Origin of the sequence: Streptomyces sp. NPDC058872, from assembly GCF_042743065.1 — a bacterium.
Taxonomy (GTDB): Bacteria; Actinomycetota; Actinomycetes; order Streptomycetales; family Streptomycetaceae; genus Streptomyces.
Map to the genome: position 1 here is coordinate 1 of NZ_JBHYMK010000085.1, position 24,900 is coordinate 24,900.

At 71.4% G+C, this 24,900-nt stretch carries 25 protein-coding genes; 17 read left to right on the top strand and 8 right to left on the bottom strand.

Annotation, left to right across the window (positions count from 1 at the left end):
* Positions 1-178 precede the first annotated feature (178 nt).
* The 9 genes from ACFW22_RS33055 to ACFW22_RS33095 all read left to right on the top strand — a co-directional run bounded on the left by ACFW22_RS33055 (position 179) and on the right by ACFW22_RS33095 (position 7,388).
* Positions 179-910 carry a sulfotransferase family protein gene (locus ACFW22_RS33055; protein ID WP_386411878.1) on the top strand — a complete coding sequence of 244 codons (732 nt, stop codon included), beginning with the start codon at positions 179-181 and terminating at the stop codon, positions 908-910.
* 224 nt (positions 911-1,134) lie between these two features.
* A complete protein-coding gene (locus ACFW22_RS33060; protein WP_386411880.1) occupies positions 1,135-1,722 on the top strand; it encodes a hypothetical protein in 588 nt (195 codons plus the stop codon).
* 1 nt (position 1,723) lies between these two features.
* Positions 1,724-2,758, top strand: coding sequence for a BtrH N-terminal domain-containing protein (locus tag ACFW22_RS33065; protein ID WP_386411881.1), 1,035 nt, complete (start codon positions 1,724-1,726; stop codon positions 2,756-2,758).
* A 43-nt stretch (positions 2,759-2,801) separates the two neighbouring features.
* Positions 2,802-4,097, top strand: coding sequence for a DegT/DnrJ/EryC1/StrS family aminotransferase (locus tag ACFW22_RS33070; RefSeq protein ID WP_386411883.1), 1,296 nt, complete (start codon positions 2,802-2,804; stop codon positions 4,095-4,097).
* Positions 4,094-4,936, top strand: a complete 843-nt coding sequence (locus ACFW22_RS33075; protein ID WP_386411885.1) for a transketolase — start codon at positions 4,094-4,096, stop codon at positions 4,934-4,936. The genes ACFW22_RS33070 and ACFW22_RS33075 overlap by 4 nt, the downstream gene beginning before the upstream one ends.
* Positions 4,933-5,901: a transketolase family protein gene (locus tag ACFW22_RS33080; RefSeq protein ID WP_386411887.1), complete on the top strand. Its 969-nt coding sequence runs from the start codon at positions 4,933-4,935 to the stop codon at positions 5,899-5,901. The genes ACFW22_RS33075 and ACFW22_RS33080 overlap by 4 nt, the downstream gene beginning before the upstream one ends.
* Entirely contained in the window at positions 5,898-6,095 is a 198-nt protein-coding gene (locus ACFW22_RS33085; RefSeq protein ID WP_386411889.1) for a lysine biosynthesis protein LysW, read from the top strand. Before ACFW22_RS33080 ends, ACFW22_RS33085 begins: the two co-directional genes overlap by 4 nt.
* 211 nt (positions 6,096-6,306) lie before the next feature.
* Positions 6,307-6,984, top strand: coding sequence for a 4'-phosphopantetheinyl transferase family protein (locus ACFW22_RS33090; protein ID WP_386411891.1), 678 nt, complete (start codon positions 6,307-6,309; stop codon positions 6,982-6,984).
* Between the two features lie 50 nt (positions 6,985-7,034).
* Positions 7,035-7,388 (top strand): VOC family protein, encoded by a 354-nt coding sequence (locus ACFW22_RS33095; protein ID WP_386411893.1) that lies wholly within the window; start codon positions 7,035-7,037, stop codon positions 7,386-7,388.
* Between the two features lie 77 nt (positions 7,389-7,465).
* On the opposite strand, the gene ACFW22_RS33100 is transcribed toward ACFW22_RS33095, so the two are convergent.
* The 8 genes from ACFW22_RS33100 to argC form a co-directional block, all read right to left on the bottom strand.
* On the bottom strand, positions 7,466-8,362 hold the full coding sequence (locus ACFW22_RS33100; RefSeq protein WP_386411895.1) for an ABC transporter permease: 897 nt from the start codon (positions 8,360-8,362) through the stop codon (positions 7,466-7,468).
* Positions 8,349-9,143, bottom strand: coding sequence for an ABC transporter ATP-binding protein (locus ACFW22_RS33105; protein WP_386411923.1), 795 nt, complete (start codon positions 9,141-9,143; stop codon positions 8,349-8,351). The genes ACFW22_RS33100 and ACFW22_RS33105 overlap by 14 nt, the downstream gene beginning before the upstream one ends.
* A gap of 76 nt (positions 9,144-9,219) precedes the next feature.
* Positions 9,220-10,365, bottom strand: coding sequence for an aliphatic sulfonate ABC transporter substrate-binding protein (locus ACFW22_RS33110; protein ID WP_386411897.1), 1,146 nt, complete (start codon positions 10,363-10,365; stop codon positions 9,220-9,222).
* Positions 10,366-10,545: 180 nt separating this feature from the next.
* Entirely contained in the window at positions 10,546-11,901 is a 1,356-nt protein-coding gene (locus ACFW22_RS33115; protein ID WP_386411899.1) for a sulfate adenylyltransferase subunit 1, read from the bottom strand.
* Between the two features lie 2 nt (positions 11,902-11,903).
* Positions 11,904-12,848 (bottom strand): sulfate adenylyltransferase subunit CysD, encoded by a 945-nt coding sequence (cysD, locus tag ACFW22_RS33120; protein WP_386411901.1) that lies wholly within the window; start codon positions 12,846-12,848, stop codon positions 11,904-11,906.
* Positions 12,845-13,408: an adenylyl-sulfate kinase gene (gene cysC, locus ACFW22_RS33125; protein ID WP_386411903.1), complete on the bottom strand. Its 564-nt coding sequence runs from the start codon at positions 13,406-13,408 to the stop codon at positions 12,845-12,847. Before cysC ends, cysD begins: the two co-directional genes overlap by 4 nt.
* Positions 13,405-14,277 carry a [LysW]-aminoadipate kinase gene (locus ACFW22_RS33130; protein WP_386411905.1) on the bottom strand — a complete coding sequence of 291 codons (873 nt, stop codon included), beginning with the start codon at positions 14,275-14,277 and terminating at the stop codon, positions 13,405-13,407. The genes cysC and ACFW22_RS33130 overlap by 4 nt, the downstream gene beginning before the upstream one ends.
* 21 nt (positions 14,278-14,298) lie before the next feature.
* The gene (argC, locus tag ACFW22_RS33135; RefSeq protein WP_386411907.1) at positions 14,299-15,327 is read right to left on the bottom strand and encodes an N-acetyl-gamma-glutamyl-phosphate reductase; all 1,029 of its coding nucleotides are present in this window, start codon (positions 15,325-15,327) and stop codon (positions 14,299-14,301) included.
* A 529-nt stretch (positions 15,328-15,856) separates the two neighbouring features.
* On the opposite strand from argC, the gene ACFW22_RS33140 reads away from it, so the two are divergent.
* From ACFW22_RS33140 to ACFW22_RS33175, 8 genes are all read left to right on the top strand, one after another.
* Positions 15,857-17,008, top strand: coding sequence for an acyl-CoA dehydrogenase family protein (locus tag ACFW22_RS33140; RefSeq protein WP_386411909.1), 1,152 nt, complete (start codon positions 15,857-15,859; stop codon positions 17,006-17,008).
* 83 nt (positions 17,009-17,091) lie between these two features.
* Complete coding sequence (locus tag ACFW22_RS33145; RefSeq protein ID WP_386411925.1) at positions 17,092-18,411, top strand: lysine N(6)-hydroxylase/L-ornithine N(5)-oxygenase family protein; 1,320 nt, start codon at positions 17,092-17,094, stop codon at positions 18,409-18,411.
* Positions 18,399-19,457 (top strand): NAD(P)/FAD-dependent oxidoreductase, encoded by a 1,059-nt coding sequence (locus ACFW22_RS33150; protein WP_386411911.1) that lies wholly within the window; start codon positions 18,399-18,401, stop codon positions 19,455-19,457. The genes ACFW22_RS33145 and ACFW22_RS33150 overlap by 13 nt, the downstream gene beginning before the upstream one ends.
* Positions 19,454-21,439, top strand: a complete 1,986-nt coding sequence (locus ACFW22_RS33155) for a class I tRNA ligase family protein (RefSeq protein WP_386411913.1) — start codon at positions 19,454-19,456, stop codon at positions 21,437-21,439. Before ACFW22_RS33150 ends, ACFW22_RS33155 begins: the two co-directional genes overlap by 4 nt.
* Positions 21,436-22,953 (top strand): AMP-binding protein, encoded by a 1,518-nt coding sequence (locus ACFW22_RS33160; RefSeq protein ID WP_386411915.1) that lies wholly within the window; start codon positions 21,436-21,438, stop codon positions 22,951-22,953. Before ACFW22_RS33155 ends, ACFW22_RS33160 begins: the two co-directional genes overlap by 4 nt.
* The gene (locus ACFW22_RS33165; RefSeq protein WP_386411917.1) at positions 22,943-23,206 is read left to right on the top strand and encodes an acyl carrier protein; all 264 of its coding nucleotides are present in this window, start codon (positions 22,943-22,945) and stop codon (positions 23,204-23,206) included. The genes ACFW22_RS33160 and ACFW22_RS33165 overlap by 11 nt, the downstream gene beginning before the upstream one ends.
* Positions 23,203-23,829 (top strand): GNAT family N-acetyltransferase, encoded by a 627-nt coding sequence (locus ACFW22_RS33170; RefSeq protein WP_386411919.1) that lies wholly within the window; start codon positions 23,203-23,205, stop codon positions 23,827-23,829. Before ACFW22_RS33165 ends, ACFW22_RS33170 begins: the two co-directional genes overlap by 4 nt.
* The gene (locus ACFW22_RS33175) at positions 23,826-24,848 is read left to right on the top strand and encodes a C45 family autoproteolytic acyltransferase/hydolase (RefSeq protein WP_386411921.1); all 1,023 of its coding nucleotides are present in this window, start codon (positions 23,826-23,828) and stop codon (positions 24,846-24,848) included. The genes ACFW22_RS33170 and ACFW22_RS33175 overlap by 4 nt, the downstream gene beginning before the upstream one ends.
* Positions 24,849-24,900 lie beyond the last annotated feature (52 nt).

The window sequence follows — 24,900 nt, forward strand, 5'->3', positions numbered from 1 at the left end:
ACCACCCCCACACCCCCAACATCCGCAACAAGCTCATCCACAACGACACACCCCGCTGACCCCCCACCCCACGATTACAACCCCTGATTACCCGGTCTTCCTTCCGGCCGTGCCACGCTGATCCGGATTCCGGTGCCTGCCGGAACAGTTCACGGACGCCGGACCAGAGGGGGAAATCATGGGACGCACGCCGGAGAGGATCCCGGTACTCGCGCTGTGGAGCGCGCCGCGCTGCCGGTCCACCGCATTCGCGCGGATGATGGCCGAGCGCGACGACCATGTAGTGGTGCACGAACCGCTCTCCCTCGTGGTCGACTTCGGTGAGGCCAAGATCCATGACCGGGTCGCGCACAATGAGCGGGACGTCCTCACGGCGCTGCGCGAGATCGCTGCGGAAAAGCCGGTGTTCTTCAAGGACACGACGGATTTCCACTATCCGGCGCTCCTCGCCGACGAGGAATTCCTCGCCGCCGCGAGCCACACGTTCATCATTCGGCATCCGGCCGAGGCCATCGCCTCGCACCACAAGCTGAACCCGGACCTCGGGCGCGACGAGATCGGCTTCGAGCGGCTGTACGAGATCTTCACCGCGGTGCAGGCCGCCACCGGAAACACGCCGGTCGTGATCGACTCCGACGACCTGCTCGACCGCCCGGCCGAGACCGTGCGCGCGTACTGCGAGGCCGTGGGCATCCCCTTCGTACCGGAGGCGCTCAGCTGGCAGCCGGGCATGCGCTCGGAGTGGCAGTCGACCAGCAAGTGGCACCAGTCGACCAGCCGGACCGCCGGCTTCGCGCGCAGCTCGGGCGCGACGGTCGGGTCCGTCGCGGCGGACCCGACGCTGAGCGCCTATCTCGACTACCACATGCCGTACTACGAGAAGCTGCGCGCTGCCGCGCTGCGGCCGTGAGCGTCCCGAAAGAAATGATCAGGATCATTGTCCGGCGAGTGCACAGAGCGGTATTTCAGGCATCCAAGGTCATCGGGGCGCCGGCGGAAAGAGTGACCGAAGGTCCGGTCCTCGGCAGCCTGGACTGTTGAGACTCGAGAAGGTTTTCAGTGAACTTGACGGAAACTCCGGTGCCCACCGGAAGCACACTGCACATGAAAAAGGTGTTCAGTGACGCGTGTGACGTGACCGAGGCTTCGGCGCCCCGCGGCAGAAGTGGACCGTTCGAGACGGTCGATATCTCCGACCACCGCAACAACACGGCCATTTCCCCGGCGACGGACACCAAGGTGGGTGAGTTCAATGTGTGGCGGAACTCCTTCGCCGCCGAATACCTGCCCCAGGGTGGAAGCCTCGTCCACGCGGACGGCGTCCCCTTCCGGTTCCCCCCTGTCTGCGAAGGGCCGGACAACGTCCGCTGCGAGGGACAGTTCATCCGCGTCCCGGAGGGCCGCTACGACTGGATCCACGTGCTGGCCGCGTCCGAGCGGCGCAGCGAGGACTCCGTACAGCTGACCTTCGCCGACGGCTCGGTCGACCCGGAGGCGCTCCGCGTCTCCGACTTCTGGGCGGCGCCCGCGTGGTTCGGCGAGGTCAAGGCCTTCGAGAGCCTCGTCATGCACTACCCGCACCACGTGCAGCGCGGCATCCCCGCGGTCATGTGGGCGCAGCGGATCCCGGTCACCCGGCGCGCCGGCCTCACCGGCATCCTGCTGCCCCGCAACGTCGCGGTGCACGTCTTCGCCCTCACCCTGCAGCGGACGGAGTCCTGACATGGCCGACGAGGCGAGAGCACGCACGTACACGATCACCGGCCCTGAGCCCGAGCTCTGGTACCGCGACCTCATCAGCTGCCTGCAGGCCACGTTCGGCTCGCAGCTGGCGCGTGAGGGCGCCGACCCGCTGGCCGTGCTCGGCGCGGGTTGGCAGTTCCTGCACCTGCCGGGCGACATCAGGCCGGAGGAGTTCTACTACCCTTGCACCGACGGCGAGTTGGGCAAGGCGCTCGCTCCTCACCACGACCTGAGTGCCCGCTGGTGGCAGCCCGCCGACGAGGACGACGTCTGGCGCGAGGTGCGCGAGCACCTGGCCGACGACCGGCTCGTCATCGCCGCCGTGGACAACTTCCACCTGCCGTTCAGGCCCGCGTACGGGGATGTGCACGCCGCCCACCTCGTGGTGATCTACGGTCTGGACGAGACGCGCGGCGTGGTCTACGTCTCGGACGCGATGCCGCCCGCCTTCCGTGGCGCCGTGCCCATCGAGGAGTTCCTGCGCAGCTGGGGCTCGGCCAATCCGACCGACGTACAGGACGCCTTCTTCAGCGACTCGAAGATCGGCCGCCGCTGCCTCGACGTCCGTCTCGGCACGCGGCCGGCCCCCCTGACGCCGGAGCTGCTCGGCGGCTACCTGCGCACCAACATCGAGGGCTTCACCACGGAGACCTCCGCCCGTACCGGGCTCGCCGGGTACGACGCGTTCGTCGCCGAACTGACCGAGCGGTGCCAGGCCGGGGACGCGGGCGCACTGCGCGAGCTGTACCCGTTCGGCTGGGCCATGCAGGCGCAGGCCTCGCTGCACGGCGAACTGCTGCGCCGCTGCGGCCGCGACGGGGACGACCCGGTGCTCGCCGCGGCGGGCCGCGCGGTCGAGTCCGTCGCCCACGCGTGGACCGGACTGCGGTTCACCGGGGCGCACGGCCACGGCGACCCGCGTGTGGCCGCGCCCGACATCGCCCACCACGCCACGCTGCTGCGCGCCGCCTATGTGCGCGCGGTCGACGCCGTCATCGCGGCGGCGCGGCTGTGAACGTACCTAAACCGACCTCCGCGACGGAGCGGACTGGAGAGTGATGAGCAAGCTGGCAGCGTTCGGCGGTACGGCGGCCGTACCGAGGGACCGGCGTCACGTGCAGTGGCCGCTGATCGACGACGAGGACCGCAAGGCCGTCCTCGAGGCGCTCGACGGCCCGCGCCTGGTGTCCGACACCGACGGCGTGAACGCCGTGTCCCAACTCGAGGAGTACTGGGCCCGCCGCTTCGGCCACGAGAACTGCGTCGCGGTGTCCAACGGCACCGCGGCCCTGGCCCTGGCCCTCGCCGCACTCGGCATCGGCCCCGGCGACGAGGTGATCGTGCCCGCGTTCAGCTTCATCGCCACCGGGCTCGCCCCCGTGCACCAGATGGCGGTGCCGGTCTTCGCGGACATCGACCCGGTCACCTTCAACATCGACCCGGACGACGTCGAGCGCCGGATCACGCCGCGGACCAAGGCGATCATCCCCGTGCACCTGCACGGCGCGCCCGCCGACATGGACCGGCTCACCGCGATCGCCCGCAAGTACGACCTGGCGATCGTCGAGGACGCCGCCCAGGCTCCCGGCGCGACGCACCGCGGACGACCGGTCGGCGCGATCGGTGACGCGGGTGCCTTCAGCCTCCAGGTCAGCAAGAACATCCCGACCTGTGGCGAGGGCGGCCTGCTGGTCACCCAGGACGCCGGGCTAGCCGCGAAGATGCGCCGCGGACGCCAGTTCGGCGAGGACATCGAGGCCGGCCGGGACCGCGACTACATCTCGTACGGCCTGGGCTGGAACTACAAGATGAACGCCCTCCAGGCCGCGTTCACCCTCTCGCAGCTCGACCGGTTCGACGCCTACGAGCGGGCCCGGCAGGAGAACGTCACCGGCTTCCTCGCGCGCCTCGCCGAGCTGCCGGGACTGACGGTGCCGACCGCGCTGCCGGACACCACGCACGCCTGGCACATCCTGCGCTTCCGCTTCGACCCCGCCGCCTTCGGTCTCGACGGCGTGCGGCCCGAGGCGCTGCGCTCGGCGCTGCGGCGGCTGCTGCGCGCCGAGGGCGTGCCGGTGTCGCAGTACCAGCTGATGCCGCTGCCCGACCAGAAGGTCTTCACGGACCGCGTCGGCTTCGGCTCCGGCTACCCGTGGTCCGTGACCGGCGCGTCCGGCACGAACGCGGGCGAGGGCTACCCGGTGACCCGGGAGGTCATCGCCGACTCGCTCACGATCCAGAAGCGCCACCTGCACCCGGGCGCCGGCGAGCTGCTCGGTCTGTACGCGGACGCCTTCGAGAAGGTGTGGGCGAACAGGGACATGGTGGCCACGCTCGCGAAGGCGGCCTCATGACCGCCACCCAGGTCCTGGAGCGGGAAGCCCTGGACACGGTCGCCGCGCGCATCCGGTCCCACGTCGTCGACATGTGCGCGGGGCCGGAGGGCGGCCACCTCGGCGGCGCGTTCTCCAGCGCCGACATCCTCGCCGCCCTGTACTTCTCGGTGCTGAACGTGGACCCGCAGCGGCCGGACGACCCGGATCGCGACCGCTTCCTGCTCAGCAAGGGCCACGCCGCCATCGGTCTCTACGCGACGCTGGCCGAACGGGGCTTCTTCCCGGTCGGGGAACTCGCCGGATACGGGCGTCCCGGCTCCAGGCTGATGGGCCACCCGGTTCGGGCGGTGCCCGGTGTCGAGCTGCCGACCGGTTCGCTCGGCCACGGACTCTCGCTGGGCTGCGGGTTCGCGCTGGCCGCCCGGTACGCCGGAAGTGACTCCCGTACGTTCGTGCTGCTCGGTGACGGCGAGCTCCAGGAGGGCTCGGTGTGGGAGGCGGCCATCGCGGCCGCGTCCCTGCGGCTCGACCGGCTGGTGGTGGTGGTGGACCGCAACGGCCTCCAGCTGACCGGCGCCACCGAGGGCATCGCGCCCATGGAGCCGCTGGCCGACCGCTGGCGGAGCTTCGGCTGGGCGGTCCGCGACGTGGACGGCCACGACCCGGACCGACTGGCGGACCACCTCAACGCCGCCCCGTGGGAACCGGGCAAACCGAGCGTGCTGATCGCCCGTACGGTCAAGGGGCAGGGCCTTCCGTTCCTCGCCGGCCGCAGTGCCAGCCATTACGTGACCCTGTCGCCGCGCAACCACGCCCGGGCGGCCCGCGCACTGCAGACGACGGAGGCCACCGGATGAGCCGCGCGACCCGAGAGGCGTACCGGGACGGTCTGCTTCCTCTGCTGAAGCGGCATCCCGAGCTGATGTGCCTGGACTCCGACACCGGTCTGTTCAACGCCGAGTACGCCGCGGCGGCGGGTGACCAGTACCTCAACCTCGGCATCGCCGAGCACAACCTGATGGGCACGGCCGCCGGCATGGCCGCGTGCGGGCGGATCCCGTTCGTCAACACGATGGCCGCCTTCGCCACGTCCAGGGCGCTGGAAGCAATCAAGATCGACATCGCCTACAACAAGCTGCCCGTCCGCATCATGGCCACGCACGGCGGTCTGTCCGCGGGCCACCTCGGTCCGACGCACCAGGCCCTGGAAGACCTCGCCGTGATGCGGGTACTGCCCGGCATGACCGTCGTGGTGCCCGCCGACGCCGCCGCCACGGAGGCGTTCGTCGAGCAGAGCCTGAACCTCGACGGACCGCTCTACGTCCGGCTCGGCCGCAAGGCGACCCCGGCACTGCCGGCGGCCCCGCCGCCGGTCATCGGGCAGGCCCAGACCCTTCGGCAGGGCGGCGACGTGGTGCTCGCCAGCTGCGGCCCCTACCCGGTGCTCGCCTGCCTCGCGGCAGCGGAGGTCCTCGCCGGGCAGGGCATCGAGGCGACCGTGCTGAACATGCACACCCTGCGGCCGTTCGACGCGGAGACGCTGGTGGCCGCGGCCCGGCCGGCCTCGCTCGTGGTGACGCTGGAAGAGCACTGGCGCGGCGGCGGCCTCGGCGGCGCCGTGGCCGAGACCCTGTCGGAGCGGGCGCCCACACGGGTGCTGCGGCTCGGCATGCCGGACAAGTTCGTCGACGAGGTGGGCAACCAGGAACACCTCGTCGCACATTACGACCTCACCGCGGAGCGAGTCGTCAGGGCGGTCCGTACGGCCCTCGACACGGCGGCCCGCTCCGGGAGGAACGACCGAAAGGAATGCATCGCATGACCATGACCATGACCACGCCCGCGTCCACCGGACAGGCCTGCCCGGAGTGCGAGGAGCAGGTACAGATCAGCGAGTCGGTACGGCTCAACGAGATCCTGGAGTGCGCCGGCTGCCGCAGCGAGCTGGAGATCGTGGCGCTGAACCCCACGGTGCTCGCCCTCGCGCCCGAGATCGAAGAGGACTGGGGCGAGTAAGTCCGGGCCGATCAAGGCCTCTTCCGCGTCCGGGCCCTTCAGTCGAGAAGGGCTCGCCACTCCGGAGCGCGACGACTCACCAGGACCCGGTCCTCCATCGGCAGGCTTGCAGAGCCTGCCCCTGGGGACCGGGTCCGCTGCTGCGGAGCCGCAGCCGGTGCCGACCGGCGGCGTCACCTTCGTCGGCCCGATCATCCGAGGGGAAGTTCCCATGGGCACCGATGCGTGCGACACGAGTGATCTGCACCTGTGGGTGCTCCCGATTCCGGGCGACGTCTCGGAGTCCTCGCTCGATCTGTCCGTTCTGGACGAGGAGGAGCGCCGTCGCATGGCGGCACTCGTCCACCGCCGTGATCGCACGCTCTACGGCTTCGCCCACGTGGCGCTTCGGGCGGTCCTGTCCCGTGCGACGGGTGTGGCACCCGAGGAGCTTCGCTTCACCCGCGCCCCCTGCCCGGGCTGCACCGGGCCGCACGGCAGGCCCGTTCTGGCGTCCGGCTCCACGCAGTTCTCCCTCGCCCACAGCCGGGACCTGGTGCTGATCGGCGTCGCGCCCGTTCCGATCGGCGTCGACGCGGAGCCCGTACCGGCGGCCGAGGTCGCCGAGGAGCTCGCGGAGCTGCTGCATCCGTCGGAATGCGGGGAGGTCGAGGCTGCCGCCCCGGAGGACCGGCCGGCGGTCTTCGCCCGCCTGTGGGCCCGCAAGGAGGCCTACCTCAAGGGCCTGGGCACCGGCCTGGGCCGCGGCCTCGCGGCCGACGACGTACGCGGCGACCTCCCGGGTTGGCACCTCACCGACCTCCCGGTGGCAACCACGCACGCCGGTGCCGTCGCGGTGAACTCCCCCGCCCCCCGCACGGTCCGCATCCACCGCGCCCTTCCGACGTAGGTCGCCTTGGTGCTCTCCCCGGCCCGGCGACTCTGTCTATGCTCACGCCCATGGCACTCACATGGGAACAAATCACCGTCGACGCGTTCGACCCCTTCGCCCTCGGGCGCTGGTGGGCCGAGGCGCTCGGCTGGGTCGTGGTCGACGAGACCGAGGAGATCATCGAGATCCGGCCCGAGCCGGACCGGATGCCGGGGCTGCTCTTCGTCCCCGTCCCCGAGGGCAAGGCCGTGAAGAACCGGCTCCACCCCGACTTCCGCCCCGACGACCAGGAGGCCGAGGTCGCCCGGCTGCTCTCCCTCGGTGCTCGGCGCGCCGACCCCGTGCAGGACGGGCAGCACTGGGTGACCCTCTTCGACCCGGAGGGCAACGAATTCTGTGTCCTGTCCGCGCCGAAGAGCTGAGCGGGGCGGGGCAGCCGGTCGGGCGTCGAGGCCGGGGTACGCCACGACGGACGTCCCGACCGTGCGTCGGGGCCTCCTCAGCCCTTGGCCAGCAGGCCGCGGCCGCGCAGCACCCTGCGTTCCAGCGGGCTGAAGACCAGCAGGTCGATGGCGATGCCGACGACCAGGATGAGGATGATCGCCAGGAAGACGCCGGGCATGTCGGCGTTGTTGCGGCCGTTCTCCAGCAACTGCCCGAGCCCCAGGCCCAGATCGGGCGATGAGGCGATGAGCTCGGCGGCCATCAAGGAGCGCCAGGAGAAGGCCCAGCCCTGCTTGAGGCCCGCGACGTAGCCGGGCAGCGCGGCCGGCAGGGTGATGTGCACGGCCTCCCGCAGCCCGGTCGCGCCCAGGGTGCGGCCCGCCCGCAGGAACAGCGGCGGCACCTGGTCGATGCCGGAGACCAGGCCGTTGGCGATCGAGGGCACGGCGCCGAGCAGGATCACGGCGTACATCATCGAGTCGTCCAGGCCGAGCCAGAGGACCGCCGGGGGGACCCAGGCGACCGAGGGCAGGGACTGGAGGCCGGCGAGGACGGGGCCGATGGCGGCGCGGACGACCTTCACCCGGGCGACGAGCAGGCCGAGGGGCGTGCCGATGGCCAGGGCGATCAGGAAGCCGAGCAGCCCGCGCGAGACGCTCGTCCACACGATGTCGAGCAGGGTGCCCTGGAGCCACAGGTCGGTGAGGCTGGTCCACACCGACGACGGCGAGGGCAGCTTGGCCGGGTCGGCGGCCCCGGCCCACACGAGGCCCTGCCAGAGGGCGAGGACCAGGAGCACGGCGGTCAGCGGCGGCAGGGCCTTCCTGACGAGCAGCCGGCGCACCGGGGTGCGGTGGGTCCGTACTGAGTCCAGGGCGTCCAGGCCCGCTTCGAGGCTGCCCGGGTCATGAACAGCGGCCGCGGTGCCGGCCGCGGTGTCAGTGTCGGCCATGGCGGCGGATCTCCCCACGCAGTTGTTCGGTGATCCCTACGGAGAGCTGGGCGACGTCCGGGTCCTCGATGCGGCGCGGGTGCGGGATGTCCACGGTCCACTCGCGGGCCACCCGGCCCGGGCGGGAGGAGAGGAGCACGACCCGCTGGGCGAGCCGGACGGCCTCGCGGACGTTGTGCGTGACGAAGAGGACGGACAGGTTCGTCTCGCGCCAGATGCGGGTGAGCTCGTCGTGCAGGACGTCCCGGGTGATGGCGTCGAGGGCGGCGAACGGCTCGTCCATCAGGAGCAGCCGGGAGTCCTGGGCGAGGGCGCGGGCCATCGCGACGCGCTGGCGCATGCCGCCGGACAGCTCGTGCACCCGCTTGCCATGGGCACCGCCCAGGCGCACGAGTTCGAGCAGTTCCTCGGTACGGGCGCGCCGGTCGGCCTTGGCCACGCCGCGCAGCCGCAGGGCCAGTTCGACGTTCTTGCCCGCGGTGAGCCACGGGAACAGGGCGTGTTCCTGGAACATCAGCGCGGGCCGACCGCCCGGCGTCTCGATGGTGCCGGCGCTCGGCCGGTCCAGGCCCGCGACCAGGTTGAGCAGCGTCGACTTGCCACACCCTGAGGCTCCCAGGAGCGTGACGAACTCGCCCGGCGCGACGTCGAGCGTCACGTCGTCCAGGACGAGCTGGGGCCCTGCTGGCCCCGCGAAGGACTTCGAGACGTGCCCGATCCGGGCGGCGTACCCGTACTCGTCGGCCCTGGCGTCCGCGGCCTCGGCAACGGCAGTGGGCATGGCAACGGCGGCGGCCATGGTCGTCACCTCCTGGGGACCTGGTCCGGGGAACCTGTGGACTCGGCGTGCGGTGCGGCTACGGGACGCCGAGACCGGCGTCGGAGACCTCGGGCCTGCCCAGGGACGTGAGGACCTTGTTGAGCGGCGCGAGGTCGTAGATGCCCTTCAGGTCGGGCTGCTTGAGCAGCTTGGCCCGGACGGCGTGGTCGGCCTGGGCCCGGAGGGTGGTGGCCAGCGGGTCGTCGGTCGTCCGGAGGGACTTCCACGCCGGGTCGATGACGTCCGCGGGCAGTTCCTTGCCCGAGAGCTCCTTGAGCGCGGCGTTCGCGGAGGCCTTCGCCCGCTCCGGGTCGGCCTCGATCCACTCGTTGGTCTTCACCGAGCCGCGCAGGACCGCCTCGACGACGTCCTCGTGCTCCTTGAGGAACTTCTGCGACACGATGATGTTCGTGATCACGAACTGCTTGTCCGGCCACAGGTCGGACTCGTCCAGGAGGACCTTCGCGCCTTCGGAGACCAGCTTGGAAGCGGTCGGCTCCGGTACCCAGGCGCCGTCGATCGCGCCGGAGGCGTAGGCGTTCGGGGTGACCTTGGTGTCGGTGCGGACGACGTCGACGTCACCCTTGCCGCTCTGGGCCTCGACCTTCCAGCCCTTCTCGGAGATCCAGTCGAGGAAGGCCACGTCCTGCGTGTTGCCCAGTTGCGGGGTCGCGATGGTCTTGCCCTTGAGGTCGTCCGGGGACTTGATCCGGTCCGGGTTGACGACCAGCTTGACGCCGCCGGACGCCGAACCGCCGATGATGCGCAGGTTCTTGCCGCCTGACTTGGTGAAGCCGTTGACGGCGGGCGAGGGGCCGATCCAGCCGATGTCGATGGAGCCCGCGTTGAGCGCCTCGATCTCCGAGGGCCCGGCGTTGAAGGTGGCGGTCCGCACCTGCGTGCCGCCGAGCTCCTTCTGGAACAGGCCCTCCTGGACGCCGACCAGCGGGGTGGCGTGCGTCAGGTTCGGAAAGTAGCCGATCCTCACGGAGTCGGCGGTGAGCTTCCGGGCGCCCGCGACGGGCACGGCCTTGCCGGCCGCGCCGGCCTTGTCGTCCTTCCCGGCCTCCGAGCCGTAGCCGCAGGCGGCGAGCGCGCCCAGCAGCAGGGGCAGGACGGCGGCAGCGGCCACGGTGCGACGCGAGGCGGTGCGGGGGATACGGCTGGGGCGCCTGGCAGGCACGGGAGGGTGTCCTCTCGGAGGCGAGGTAGTGCGGGTGGTGCGGGTGATGCGGGTGGTGTGGGTGGTGCGGATGCTGCAGACGGCGCGGATGATCCCGGCGGGCGGGTAGGCCGGTGGGCGGGGCGAGCGGTGCGCGTGCGTCATCGCGCCTGCCGCCCCGCCCGTCCCGCCCGGCGTCCGTCAGAAGTCCCACCCCTCCTCGTCCGCCACGATCGGGCTCTCGGCGGCGGCGAAGGAGTCGCCCGCCATGCCGGCCGCGAGCGTGGTGCCGTCCGCGGGATCGATCAGGAGGAAGGAGCCGGTGCGGCGCGAGTCGGCGTAGGAGTCGGGCGCGAACGGCTCGGCGGTGCGCACCTTGATCCGGCCGATGTCGTTGGCGACCAGCTGCCCCGGGTCCGGGTGCTGGGAGAGGTCGTCCAGGGTGAGCCGGGACGGGATCTCCTTGACGATCGCCTTGACGGTACGGGTGGTGTGCTTGAGCAGCACCCGCTGACCGACCGTCAGGGGCCGGTCGGCGACGTGGCAGACGGTCGCCTCGACATCCTGGGTGGTGGCGGGCGCGTCGCCGGTCGGCACGATCAGGTCACCGCGCGAGACGTCGATGTCGTCCTCCAGGAGGAGGGTGACCGACTGCGGCGTCCAGGCGGCGTCCACGGCATCGCCGAGCACCTCGATCCCGGAGACCTTGGAGGTGCGGCCCGAGGGCAGCACGGTCACCGCATCGCCGACGCGGAAGGCACCGGCCGCGACCTGACCCGCGTAGCCGCGGTAGTCGCGGTGCTCGGCGGTCTGCGGACGGATCACGTACTGCACGGGCAGCCGGGCCTGGCAGGCGACCGGGTCCTGACCGAGCGGGACGGTCTCCAGGTGCTCCAGGACGGTCGGGCCGCCGTACCAGTCCATGTGGGCGGACGGCTCGACGACGTTGTCGCCGACCAGCGCCGAGATGGGGATCGCGGTGATCTCGGGCACGCCCAGCTCGGTCGCGTACGCCGTGAACTCCTCGGCGATCGAGGCGAAGACCGCCTCCTCGTACCCCATCAGGTCCATCTTGTTGACGGCCAGCACCACGTGCGGGACGCGCAGCAGGGCGGCCACCGCCGCGTGCCTGCGGGTCTGCTCGATGACGCCGGTGCGGGCGTCGACCAGGACCACGGCGAGGTCGGCGGTGGAGGCGCCGGTGACCATGTTGCGGGTGTACTGCACGTGCCCGGGGGTGTCGGCCAGGATGAACCGGCGCCGGGCGGTGGCGAAGTAGCGGTAGGCCACGTCGATGGTGATGCCCTGCTCGCGCTCGGCCCGCAGGCCGTCGGTGAGCAGCGCCAGGTCGGGCGCCTCCTGCCCCCTCCTGCGCGAGACCTCCTCGATGGCCGCCGCCTGGTCGGCGAGGACGGACTTGGTGTCGTACAGCAGCCGTCCGACCAGGGTGGACTTTCCGTCGTCGACCGAGCCGCAGGTAGCCAGCCGCAGCAGGCCACCCGGAAGCCGGTCGGACTCGGCGCTCTGAACTGCCTCTTCCGAGATGCCCGTTGACATGTCTAGAAGTACCCTTCTCGCTTGCGGTCCTCCATGGCGGCCTCGGACAGCCGGTCGTCGGCCCTGCTCGCACCGCGCTCGGTCACCCGGCTCGCCGAGATCTCCGCGATCACGGCGCCCACCGTCGCGGCCGACGACTCGATCGCGCCGGTGCAGGACATGTCACCGACCGTCCGGTACCGGACCTGGCGCTCGCACAGGGACTCGCCGTCCCGGGGGCCGCCCCAGTCGCCGGGCGCCAGCCACATGCCGTCGCGCTGGAACACCTGGCGCCGGTGGGCGAAGTAGATCTCCGGGAGGTCGATGCCCTCCTGCTCGATGTACTGCCAGACGTCCAGCTCGGTCCAGTTGGACAGCGGGAAGACCCGTACGTGCTCGCCAGGCTGGTGGTGACCGTTGTAGAGCTGCCACAGCTCGGGCCGCTGCCGGCGCGGGTCCCAGCCGCCGAACTCGTCCCGCAGGCTGAACACGCGCTCCTTGGCGCGCGCCTTCTCCTCGTCCCGCCTGCCGCCGCCGAACACCGCGCCGAAGCGGCCCGCACGTACCGCGTCGAGCAGGGGAACGGTCTGCAGGGGATTGCGGGTGCCGTCGGGGCGCTCGCGGAGCCTTCCGTCGTCGATGTACGACTGGACGGACGCCACGTCGAGGTGGAGGCCGTGCTTCTCGACGACGCGGTCGCGGTAGGCGATCACCTCGGGGAAGTTGTGGCCGGTGTCCACGTGGAGCAGCGAGAACGGCAGGGGTGCCGGGGCGAAGGCCTTGAGCGCCACGTGCAGCATGACGATCGAGTCCTTGCCGCCGGAGAACAGCAGCGTGGACCGGTCGAACTCGCCCGCCACCTCGCGGAAGACGTGGGCCGCCTCGGCTTCGAGCGCTTCGAGGTGGGTCAGCGGGGGCGGCGTGGGGAAGTGCCGGGGGCCGGTGAGCAGGGCCGGGGCGACGGTCATGACAGACCCCGCTCGGTGAGTGCCGCGTACACCTGCTGGACCGACTCCTCGACGGTCTGGTCCTGCGTGTGGAGACGGAGCTGCGGGGCGACCGGCACCTCGTAGGGGTCGTCCGTGCCGGTGAGGCCGCTGATCTCGCCGGCGGCCTGCTTGGCGTAGAGGCTCTTCACGTCCCGGTCCGCGCAGATTTCCACCGGAGTCGCCACGTGCACTTCGAGATAGGGGACTCCCCGTGCGGCGTGCTGGTCGCGCACGGCCTCCCGCGACGTCGCGTACGGAGCGATGACCGGCACCAGCACGGTGACACCGTGAGAGGCGAGCAGCCTGGCGACGTACCCGATCCGGCGTACGTTGGTGTCCCGGTCCTCCTTCGAGAAGCCGAGGTCCTTCGAGAGCGCCGCACGGACCTCGTCCCCGTCGAGCACCTGTACGCGGTGCCCCTCGGCCCGCAGCCGTTCGGCGAGGCCCGTCGCGATCGTGGTCTTGCCCGCGCTCGGCAGTCCGGTCAGCCAGACCGTGCCGCCCTGCCACACGGCGGGTTTGCCATTCGGTTCGGTCATGCGCGGATCTCCATTTCGTGAGAGCTGTGGACCGGCTCCTCGGCAGGGGCGATGCGCACCGTGGTGCCGGCGCCGGCGAGTGCCTGGCTGACGGGGGCGGGGCCGCGCCCGTCCGCGATGCGCACGGCGGCGACTCCGCCGGCGAGTGCTTCACGCGCGGCGATGAGCTTGAGCGCCATGCCGCCGGTGGCGGAGGGGTCGGGCGGGCCGGCCGGGGCGATGCAGTAGGTGCTCTGCAGGCTGGTGGGGTCGTCGACGTCGGCGAGCACGCCGGGCGCTCCGGTGAGCAGCAGCAGCTGGTCGGCGCCCAGGGCGACGGCGAGCGCCGCCGCGACGCGGTCGGCGTCGACGTTGACCGGGCGGTCGTGCTCGTCGATGGCGGGCGGCGAGATCACCGGGACGTGGCCGAGGCGCAGCAGCGCCTCGGCCAGCTCGGTGCGGACCGTGGTGAGCCGGCCGCTGTGGTTGTCGCGGACCAGCACGGTACGGCCGTCGACGACGGCGCGGACGGCGGACTTGCGGCGCGCGCGGAGCATGCCGCCGTCCATGCCGGTGAGCCCGACCGCTGGCACGTCGTGGCGGGCGAGTTCGGCGACCAGCTTGGGCTTGACCGATCCGGCCAGCGCGAGGACGACCACGTCGAGCGTGGCCGGGTCGGTGTAGCGCGTGGAGACGTTGTCCGGGGCCACCAGGGTGCGCTGCGGCACGCCCAGTTCCCCCGCGAGACGCCTGATCTCCCCGGAACCTCCGTGGACCAGGACGATCGAGTGCCCTTCGTGGACGAGGCGGGCGATGTCGGCGCAGATGCCCGCGGCGTCGACGGCGGGATTGCCGCCGCATTTGACGACGGTGAGTGGTGCGGTGGTCACGGTCTCTCCGGTGGGCGAGGACTAGAGGGGGTGGAGGCCGGGGAAGGTGAGGCCGAAGGTCTCGGGCCAGCCCATGCGGATGTTGAGACACTGGACGGCGTTGCCCGCACCGCCCTTGACGAGGTTGTCGAGGGCGCCGATGGTCGTCAGGCGTCCGGTGTCCTCGTCGAGGGCGTAGCCGACGTCGCAGAAGTTGGTTCCCAGGAGGATCTTCGGGTCGGGGTAGCGGAAGATGCCGCGCTGGTGGGCGACGACGCGAACGAAGGGCTCCTCGGCGTACTGCTCGCGGTAGGCCCGCCGGATGGCGGCCTTGCCGACGCCGGGGCGCAGGGTCGGGTGACCGATGGACTGGACGCCGCGGACGGCCTCCACACCGGTGGCGGTCATCGACACGGGCATGCCCAGGTGCTGGGAGATCTCGGCCTCGTGGCGGTGGCTGGTGGGGGCGAACACCCGCATCGCACCGCTGCGTTCGGCGTGCAGGTTCGCCGGGCCGGCGGTGGAGCCGGAGCCGCTCGATCCGGTGCGGGCGTCGAGCTGGACGCCCGCCTCCGTGTCGATCAGGTCGTGCGCGACGAGCGGGAGCAGCGCGAGGACGCCGGCCGTGGCCATGCAGCCGGGCACACTGATCAGGTCCGCGCCGCGCAGGCGCTCGCGGTGCAGTTCGGGCAGGCCGGGGACGAAGGCGTCCAGCAGGTGCGGGGCCTGGTGCTCGGTGCCGTAGTAGCGCTCGAACACGTCCGCGTCGTCGAGGCGGAAGTCACCGGTCAGGTCGAAGACGAGCTTGGCCCGCTGGGACCAGTGCTCGATCTGGGTCATCACGGCCCGGTGCGGCAGGGCCAGGAAGACCGCGTCGCACTCGTCGACCTCGTCCGCGGAGCAGAACAGCAGATCGGTCGAGGCCCGCAGATTCGGGTGCACTCCGTCGACCCGCTTGCCGGGGAAGCGGGAGGAGACCGCGCCCACCACCTCGACCTCGGGGTGACCGATCAGGAGCCGCAGCAGCTCCCCGCCGATATAGCCGGCCGCACCGACCACCACTACCCGCATCACGAATCCACCCCGATCACTACAGGACCTCCGTGGCGGAAGCGCCCGACCGATCGGAGGGCGCATTCCCACCACCACATGGAAAAGCAACCTACGAACCCGGCCGTGAAGCGCGCGTCCGCGACAGGCTCATCCGTTCACGGCCGTCCGGATTACGGGGCGGCGGATCAGGTACGCGCGGCGATTACCCGGACGGAATGCGCGCCGTGCGGCTTCCCGGGCGGGCCGTAAAAAGCCGGTACTGGCGGTCGGGGCCCGTAGTTGCGGGTAAACGCGGTGCGCACCGGCGGCGGAGCGCGGTAACCGTCATGAGTCCCGGCGGATGAACTTGTCGCGGACGCGCCGGTCACGGGAGTGGCCGTAGTTTCCCCTGTACGCGGCCCACGGCCTTTCGGTAGGAGCCCGCCCCATGACCCGCGGCGTATCCGGAGGACATCCGGCCGAGGCGGCGGCGTTCCCTATTCCCGATTCCCTTTTCCCTTTTCTTTTCCGAGCCGCTCGCCGATCGACCGTCTGAGCGAGGATCACGATGACTCTTTCCGAAGTGTTCGACCCCGGCGTCCTCACGCTGCCTCTGTACGACGACGCCCACCGCGCGCTCGCCGACGAGATCGGACAGTGGTGCGCGGACCGGGCCGGGGTGTGGGCGGCGCTGGACACCACCGATCCGGCCGCGGCCGGGCGGCAGCTGCTCACCGAGCTCGGCCGGTCGGGGTGGCTGCGCCACCTCGACCCCGACCGGCCGGACTCCGACATGAGGTCCCTGTGCCTGCGGCGCCAGGCCCTCGCGTACCACGAGGACCTGGCCGACTTCACGTACTCGATCCAGGAGCTCACCGCCGCCGCGATCGCCCGCCACGGCACCGAGGAGCAGCGTCGCCGCGAACTGCCGGGCCTGGCCGACGGGACGCGTGCGGGGGCGCTGGCCCTCTCCGAGCCCGGCGCGGGCTCCGACCTGAGCGCCGCGGTGCTGGAGGCGACCCCCGACGGGGACGGGTTCGTCCTCAACGGGACCAAGACCTGGATCGCGCAGGGCGACATCGCCGACGTGTGCGTCGTCCTCGCCCGCACGGGCGACGGCCCGGGACCGCTGGGCCTGACCACCTTCGTCGTCGACGGCAACGCCCCCGGTCTCACGGCGGAACCGATCGGCGCGATCGCCCCGCGCTCCTGGGCGGAACTGACCTTCACCGACGTCCGCGTGGGCCCGGAGGCCGTGCTCGGCGAGCGCGGCCAGGGCATCGTGGTCGCGCTCGACATCCTCGAACGGGCCCGGGCGACCGTGGCCGGCGCCGCGCTCGGCTTCGGCCGGCGCGCCTTCCGGCTGGCCAGGGACCACTCCCGTACCCGCAAGGCCTACGGCGGCCGGCTCGCCGACCTCCAGCTCGTGAGGTCCTCGCTCGCGAACATGGACGTCAAGCTCTCGGCCGCCGCGCTGCTCACCGCCCGCGCCGCCTGGGCGGCGGACCTCGACCACGACCACGCCAAGCACTCCTCGGCGGCGAAGCTCTACGCCACCGAGGCGGCGGGCGAGATCGTCGACGGTGCCGTCCAGATCTTCGGCGCCGCCGGACTCGTCGCGGGCAGCCCGACGGAGCGGCTCTACCGCCAGATCCGTTCGCTGCGGATCTACGAAGGGTCCTCGGAAGTCATCGAGATGACGATCGCCGACGCCCTGTGAAGGACGGCCGGGACCGGCCGCCGCCGCACCAAAGACCTGCACCTCCACAGGAAGGACCTCACGTGGGACCCGTACAGAAGCCGATGACGGCCTCCGGTGCCGTCGACCAGGCCAGTCACCTCCGGCTCGTCGGCATCGGCGCAGGACCGGCCAACCTGAGTCTGGCCGCGCTGCTGCACGGCGATTCGGAGCAGCCGAACCTCTTCTTCGACCGCAAGCCGCGGTTCACCTGGCATGACGACCAGATGATCAACGGCGCGACCCTCCAGGTCTCGATCTTCAAGGACCTGGTGAGCCTCTCCGACCCGACCAACCGGTTCTCGTTCCTGTCGTACCTGCACGACCGAGGCCGGATCTACCACTTCCTCAACGCCCAGTTCGCCGAGGTGCCGCGCACCGAGTTCCGCAACTACCTGGCGTGGGCGGCCGAGAAGAACGAGAACGTGGTCTTCTCCGAGACCGTCGAGCGGGTCGACTTCGACGGCGTCTTCCGCGTCACCACCGACCGCCGCCAGGTCACCGCCGACAACATCGCCGTGGGCGTCGGCACCGTGCCGTGGGTGCCGGAGTTCGCCTTCCCGCACCTGGGCGCCGGCCAGTTCCACGTCAGCCAGTACCTGAACCACGCGCAGAAGCTCGCCGGCAAGCGGGTCGCCGTGGTCGGCGGCGGCCAGTCCGGGGCCGAGGCCTTCCTCGACCTCATCTCCCGGCCCGAGTCCGAGCGCCCGGCCTGGGTCTCCTGGATCTCCAGGCGCCGCAACTACTTCCCGATCGACGACTCGACGTTCACCAACGACTTCTACATGCCGGAGTACTCCGAGTACTTCTACCGGCTGTCGGAGTCCAAGCGCGCCGAGCTCAACTCGGCCCACCTGCTCAGCTCGGACGGAATCTCCGAGTCGACCCTCCGGGCGATCTACCAGCAGCTGTACCGCCTGCAGTTCATCGAGCGCGACGAGCACCGCTTCGGGCTGATGCCCAACCGGACCGTCGTGTCCGCCGACCGCACGTCCGCCGGAACGTTCGAGGTGACGCTGCGCCACAACGACGAGTCCGGCCAGAGCCAGTGCCTCCCGGTCGACGCCGTGGTCTGGGCGAGCGGCTTCCGCCCCGCCCCGAAGAAGTTCCTCGATCCCCTCAAGGACCGCATCGAGACCGAGAACGGCGAGGTCCGCGTCGACGAGGACTTCGCGATCTCCTGGGACGGTCCGCCGGACCGCCGGATCTTCGTGCAGAACGCGGTACGCGGCCAGCGCGGCCTGCCCGACGTGAACCTGAGCCTGAACGCCTGGCGTGCCCAGCGCATCGCCAACCGCCTGCGCGGCTGCGGCGCCCCCGAACTGGCGACGTCGTTCATCGACTGGTCGGCCAAGAGCGGACGGGGCACGCAGTGGACCGCGTAGACCTCGCCGTCGTCGGCGGCGGAGTCATCGGCGCGGTCATCGCCCGTGAGGCGGTCGCGGCCTTCCCCGGCGCGAGCGTCGCCGTCCTGGAACGCGGCCTGGCCGGCCAGGGCGCCTCCAGCCGCTCGGCCGGCGTCCACTTCCCGCGCGGCGGGACCGAGCGCGTCAGGTCCATGTCCGCGTACTCCCAGGGTGTCTGGGAGCGCCTGGCCGCCGAACTCGACCTGCCGATCCGTACGGTCGACGCCACGGTCGTCTCGGCCGGGGACGTCGACGGGGTTTCCCCCGTGTACCTGGGACTCGGCGACGAGACCGCCCCGGCCCACGACTGGGCGGCCGCGCCGGGCACCAGGGCGTGGGACCTGGACGGGTGCCACTACGCCGACGTCCAGGCGGTCGCCGGGCGCGTCCTGGCCGGGCTGCGCGACCGGGTGACCGTTCTGGAGGGCACCGAGGTCACGGAACTCTCCTCCGAGGGCGGGTACCACCGCCTCACGCTCGGATCGGGGCGGGAGCTGCTCGCCCGCCGGGTCGTCCTGGCCCCCGGTCCGTGGATCGGGCACCCCGCCTGGGCCGAGCTCGTCGCCCCGCTGGGGCTGCGCGTCAAGAAGGTCGTCGCCGCCCACCTCGAAGGGGCTCCGGCGGCCGGTGACCCGCTCGTGGTCTTCCACGACGAGGACGCCTTCGTCCTGCCGCTCCCCGAGCGCGGCCACTACCTGTTCAGCTACACCTGCGACCGCTGGGACGTCACCCCCGACGGCGTCGGCCCCGCCCTGGAGCCGTCCGACCTCGACGACGCCCGGGCCGTCCTGGGCCGCTTCGCTCCCGGCCTGGTGGACCGGTGCACCTCGGGCCGGGTGTTCTGCGACGCGTACAGCGCCGACCGCGAACCCGTCGTCGCCGAGCTGCTGCCCGGCCTGGTCTTCGCCGGAGCCGCGAACGGCTCCGGCTACCGTCTGGCCCCGGCCATCGCCGCCGAGGCCATTGCCGCCCTGGACCTCACACCGACCGGGACCATCCCCCAGCCACTACAGAGGCAGTCATGATCCTCAACCAGTACAGCGAATCCGCACTGTCCGACGCCTTCGGCATCGAGATGTCCTCGGTCGAGGGTCTCGGCGTCGGCGCCGGCTGGGGCCGTGTCGCCCCCGGTGCCTCCTCGCACACGGACCGGCACGACGAGACCGAGTTCTTCGTCATCGTCGCCGGTACGGGCGAGCTGACCGTCGACGGCCGCGGCCACCAGGTCCGACCGGGCACCGTGGTGCTCTTCGAGCCGTTCGAGTCGCACATCATCACCAACACCGGCGAGACGGACCTGGTCTTCTTCACCCAGTACTGGCGCGACTCCGCCCGCACCCGGGCCTCGGCGACGTCGCGCACCCGCACGAACCACACCGACCGTCCCCAGTTCGTGTTCTCCACGCCGCCGACGCCGAACGGCGACCTCCACCTCGGGCACCTCTCCGGCCCGTACCTCGGCGCCGACGTCTACGTCCGCTACCAGCGGCTCATCGGCAACCGGGCGTGGCACCTGACCGGCAGCGACGACTTCCAGAGCTACGTCACGGCCGTCGCCGCCCGCGAGGGCTCCACGTGCGCCGAGGTCGCCGCGCACTTCTCGGCGGAGATCGCCGCGACGCTCAAGGCGATGGACATCAGCGTCGACGAGTACTACGCCACGAACGCGGAGGACGGCTACCGCGAGGGCCTCCAGCGCTTCTTCACCCGGCTCGTCGACTCCGGGCGCGTCACGCCCAAGGCGACGCCGGCCCTGCTCGACGCCGAGACCGGCGAGTACCTCTACGAGGTCAACGTCGGTGGCACCTGCCCCAGTTGCTCGCACGGTGCGGGCGGCAACATCTGCGAGGAGTGCGGCGAGCCCAACCTCGTCGCCGACCTCGTCGACCCGACCTCCCGCCTGAGCAGCGCCGTACCGAAGACCACCGACGTCGAGCGCTACACCCTGCCGCTGCACGAGTTCGCCGACGCCGTCGCCGACCACCACAAACTCGGCCGGGTCCCGGTCCGTCTGCGCGAGCTGGCCGAGCGGGTGTTCGCCCGCAAGACACTCGACCTTCCGGTCTCGCACCCCTCCGACTGGGGCGTGCGGCCCGCCGAGGACGACCTCGACGGACAGGTCATCTGGGTCTGGCCGGAGATGAGCCACGGCTTCCTGCACGGCATCGAGCAGCTCGGCGCCGGGACGGGAGAGCCGTGGTCGAAGGAGGCGCCTTCCAAGGACTGGAAGATCGTCCACTTCTTCGGGTACGACAACAGCTTCTACCACGCGATTCTCTACCCGGTCCTGTACGGGCTCGCCCACCCCGGGTGGAACCCGGACATCGACTACCACGTCAACGAGTTCTACCTGTTGGAGGGCCAGAAGTTCTCCACGAGCCGGCGGCACGCGATCTGGGGCAAGGAGATCCTCACCCCCGACACCGTCGACGCGGTGCGCTACTACCTCTCCCGTACCCGGCCCGAGGGCGAGCGCACCGACTTCCGCCGCGCCGAGTTCGACCGCGCCTGCGCGGACACCCTCGTCGGCGAGTGGCAGGACTGGCTCACCGGCCTCGGCGAGCGCGTCGAGAAGCACTTCGCCGGCATCGCCCCCGACGCGGGCACCTGGACGGCCGAACAGACCGCGTTCCTCAACCGCCTGTCGGTACGGCTCGACGAGGTCACGGCCGCCCTCAACCCGGAGGGGTTCTCGCTGACGGCCGCCGCGGCTGCGCTCGATGGCATCGTCGCCGACGTCCGCGCCTTCTCCCGACGGCAGTCGGCCCTGACGCACGACGGCCGGTGGAGTTCCGAGGCCCGTACCGCCCTCTCGCTCGAACTGGCCGCGGCCCGCCTGCTCGCCACCGCGTCGGCGCCGCTCATGCCGCGCTTCTCGGCCAAGCTCGCCGAGGCCCTCGGCGTCCCGGCCGTCGCCACCTGGCCCGACACGGTCGACCTGGTCGAGCCCGGTAGCCGCTGCACCCTCGCGGACGCCCGCTTCTTCGGCACCGGCGAGCAGCGATGACCGCATCGATCATCAACCGCGTCATCGCCGAGCGGCCCGCGCACGACGGCTCCCTCACGGTGACCGGACTCGGCCACCGCACCACCCTGCCGCTGTCCGAGTTCTACGACCGGGCCAAGGCCGTCGCCGCGGCGCTGGGCCGCCGGGGCGTCGGTGCGGGCGACCGCATCGGCATCCTCTCGGCCAACCGGCTCGAATGGGTGCTGCTCGACGTCGCCGCGCTCATGCTCAGGGCGCAGACCGCGGGGTTCGAGCCCGGCAAGTTCAGCCCCGACGCCGAGCTCGTCGAGCGCTACGGCCTCGACGCCCTCTACACCGACGTCCGGCTGCCCGACGACGCTCCGTGCCAGGTCCTGCCGATCTCGGCCGTCGCCGGCTACGCCGAGGAGGACGCCGGCGGGTTCGAGCCGGAGCAGTGGGCCGCGACGCAGTGCACGACCGTCAAGTTCACCTCCGGATCCACCGGTGTCCCCAAGGGGCTCGAGGCCACCGTCGGCAGCATCGACTCCTCGCTGCACGCCGTACAGAGCGTCTTCGAGCACAAGCCGGGCGACGACGTCCTGACGTTCCTGCCGCTCTCGCTCCTCCAGCAGCGCTACTGGCTGTACTCGGCGCTGTACTGGGGCCACGACATCACGATCACGACGTACCAGTCCGTCTTCGCCGTGCTGCCGTCCGTCCGCCCCACCGTCGTCATGGGCGTCCCCGCCTTCTTCGACACGGCCAAGCGGCACATCGAGGGCAGCATCGCGGCGGGCGCCGCACCGGCCGAGGCCGCCGCCGAGCTCTTCGGCGACCGCGTCCGCTACCTGTGGACGGGCTCGGCTCCCGCCGACCCGGCGACGCTCAGGTTCTACACCGAGGCCGGCCTCGCGATCTACGAGGGCTACGGCCTCAACGAGACCTGCATCGCCACCAAGAACCACCCCGGCGCCCACCGCGAGGGCAGCGTCGGCCGGGCACTGCCCGGCAAGGAGATCGTCATCGACGACGAGGGCGTGGTCTGCGTCCGCAGCGACCACCCGGTCAACACCGCTTACACGTACGCCGCTCCGGGCGACAGCGAGCGCATCTTCCGGCCCGGAGGCATCGTGCGCACCGGGGATCTCGGTCGCCTCGACGAGGACGGGTTCCTCTACATCCTCGGCCGCAGCGACGACGTCATCGTCCTCGACAACGCCAAGAAGATCATCGTCAGGCCGATCGAGACGCGGTTCCGCGACACCGGCGCGGTGGCCGAATGCGTCGTGTACTGCCCCAGCCAGGCCGGCCTGGTCGCCGTCGTCTCACCCCACCCGGGACCGGTCGACACGGCTGCGGTCGGCGAGGCCCTGGCCGCCGTCAACGCCGCGTCGGAGCGCGACGAGCGGATCATCCGCGTGATCGTCGCCGACGAGCCGTTCACGGTCGAGGGCGGGCTCCTCACGTCGCAGTTCAAACCGATCCGCAAGCGCATCGCGGACCGCTACCGAGACCGGATCGACAACCCGAAGGCAGGCATCCATGTCCACTGACCTCGACACCCTGGCGCGGGAGAAGCTCTCCCTGGTGCTGCGCGACCGTCCGGACCCCGCGGGCCTCGACCTCGGCGAGAACCTCGTGGAGACGTACGGGATCACCTCGCTCAACAAGGTCCTGTTCCTGACCTCCCTGTGCAAGGCGGCGGAGGTCGGACTCGACAACTTCACCGAGGACGACCTCGCCGGGATGCGCACCCTCGGCGACGTCGTCGACGCCCTCCGCCCCCATGCCCCCCTGAAGGGATGAGTTCCTTGACCCACAACGCCTGGACCCAGCACGTCTCCGCGCTCCTCGAGAACGAGCACGTCGAGCTCCACCCGATCTCGGAGGACGACCGTGGACCCCTGCGCAAGATCGCGTTCGACGACCGGATCTGGAAGTACTTCGTATCCCGTGTCGAGAGCGACGCTGATTTTGACCAGTTTTTCGACGCCATGCTCGCTGACCAGACCAGCGGCAAGCGCGCGGTCTACGTCATCGTCGACAAGAGCACCGGACAGGTCGCCGGCAGCTCCAGCTACGGCAACCTGAGCGAGGCCGACGGCCGACTGGAGATCGGCTGGTCCTGGCTCGGCGTCGACTTCCAGGGCAAGGGCATCAACCGCTGGGCCAAGTACCTCCTGCTCCAGCACGCCTTCGACGTCCTCGGAGCCGAGCGCGTCGAGTTCAAGACCGACGTCCTCAACCTCCAGGCCCGCGCCGGACTGCGCAAGGTCGGCGCGTGCGAGGAAGGCGTCATGCGCAGCTTCAACCCGATGCCCGAGGGGCGCAGGCGCGACGCGATCTACTACTCGGTGCTCCGCGCCGAATGGGCCCCGGTCGAGGAGCAGCTCCGCCGCGACGGTCGGGCGGTCAACCCGTGCGCGTGACGGGCGCACCGCTCCTGGTGCTGTCCGGCTCGCCGCACGCCCGTGGCGTCGGCCACGGGCGTGCGCTCGCCGGGCGGCTCCGCGGCTTTCTCGACGACTCGCTCGCCCGCCTCGGCCACCTCACCGACCGACCGGCCGACCTCGACGCGCTGCGGCCCGACATCGCGGCCCACCGTGCGGTGGTCGCCGAAGCGCTGCCGGACCTCGCCGCCGAGATCGACGGCCTCGCCGTCGGCGCCGGGATCGACCGCGACGCCGCCTGGCTGCTGCAGCTGCGCCGCGAGCTGATCGGCTACAGCCGGGTCACCGCCGGGGACTGCACCACGTACGCCTCGGCCGGCGCCGAACCGGTGCTCGCCCAGACGGTCGACCTGAACGGCAACCTCGACGACCAGATCGCCGTGCTGTCGGTCTCCGGACCGCGCCACCGCTCCCTGGTGCTCAGCTTTGCCGGTCTCCTCGGCTACCTCGGTGTCAACGACGCCGGGATCGCCGTGGGCATCAACCTCGTCCTCGGCGGCAACTGGCGGCCGGGCGTGCCGCCGTACCTGGCGATCCGGCACGTCCTCGACACCGCCGACACGGTCGAGCAGGCCGTCGAGATCCTCCGGGAGCTGCCGCTCGCCAGCTCGCGGGCGTTCACGATCTGCGGTGTGGACCGGACCGTGTGCGTCGAGGCGACGGTCGCGCGGCGGCGCGTCATCGAAGGCGACGAACTGGCCCACACCAACCACTTCCTGGACGCCGAACTCACCGAGCAGGACGAGATCAACGTCTTCGCCAAGAACTCCTCCAAGCGGCGCCTCCAGACGGTCCTCGACGCCGGCATCCCGAAGGCGGGCGACACCGCGAGCCATCACCGGCTCCTCGCGACGCCCCCGATCCTGGTCCGGGACAACGGCGACATCCGCCGCGAGCGGACGGTCGCGGCGGTCGTCCTGCGCCCGGACCTCGGGGAAATGCGGCTGTGGCCCGGCGACCCGTCCACCGTGCAGGACCAGGTGCACGTCCTGCGGTAGGAGCGGGGACACCGCACGCGCCTTCGGCCCCGGGACCATGGACATGGTCCCC